The following is a 976-nucleotide window of genomic DNA, read 5'->3' as shown; positions in this document are numbered from 1 at the left end:
GCCTGCGGCGGTGTCGGGGAGGATCTCGGGGGTCAGGGTCCAGCCCGCGCCCACCCAGGAGTCGCCGATCATGCCCTCGCTGGACGGGAGGTCGTTGCAGGACTGGCGGACGCGGATCGTGCGCACCGTCTCCGCGGCGGGGGTGTCGGTCTCCACGAGCAGCACCGGGACGCCGGCGAGGGGGCCGTCCTCCACGAGGCGCAGCAGGTGGTGCGCCTCCTCCCCCGCGACCGCGGCGCCCGCGTCGAGGATCACCACCAGCCGCACCGGGGGGCCGTCCGCCGCCGCGGCGGGCAGGTCGCCGCCGATGCGCCGCAGGTCCACCAGGTCGAGCAGGCGCCGAAGCCGCTCGGACGCGGCCGGGCCGGTGGCCACCCCGCCGCCGAGCAGGCGGGCACTGGTGACCGGGTCGAAGCCGTGCAGCCAGCCCGCGCCTGACAGGCCCGCCGCGTCGATGACCTCCAGGCCGGCGAGGCCGGGCGGGACGGCCGCGAGGAAGCGGGTCACCAGCGACCAGGCGTAGGCGGCCGAGTCGCCCGGCATCGTGCCGCGCGAGATCCACACGCCGCGCCGCCAGGGCATCCGCAGGACGAGCGGGATCCGCAGGCCGGGCAGCTCCTCGGTGGACAGCCGCCCCACCAGCATCCCCTCGGCCAGGTCGGTGCCCGGCCGCCAGGTCAGCCACGACGGCGCGTCGAACGGCGCGACCTCCGCGGTGACGTGCGGCTCCACCCGGGCGAGCTCGTCGCGGAGCTGCGCGGCGTCGGCGCGCAGCCGCTCGTCGGCCGCCTTCATCAGCTCGTCGAACCGGCCGCGCGGCGCCCGGCCGGCGATCTCCTCGTTGCGGAGCCGCAGGGCGTGCTCGGTGGCGGCGCGGAACGAGGCGAGCGAGCGGCTGGCGTCCTCCCAGATCAACCAGCACCGTTCGAGGTAGCCGACCTCGGAGGGGGACGGCGGCAGCGGGGGCGGCTGGGGC

1 pseudogene is annotated in these 976 nt (G+C 77.6%); it reads right to left on the bottom strand.

Features of this window, described 5'->3' with window-relative positions:
* A pseudogene (locus E1200_RS33410) lies at positions 1-976 on the bottom strand (stress protein); the annotation flags it as partial.

The organism is Actinomadura sp. GC306 (assembly GCF_004348665.1).
Taxonomy (GTDB): domain Bacteria; phylum Actinomycetota; class Actinomycetes; order Streptosporangiales; family Streptosporangiaceae; genus Spirillospora.
Note: the sequence above shows the minus strand (reverse complement) of the source record. Positions and strands in the feature narration are given on the sequence as shown.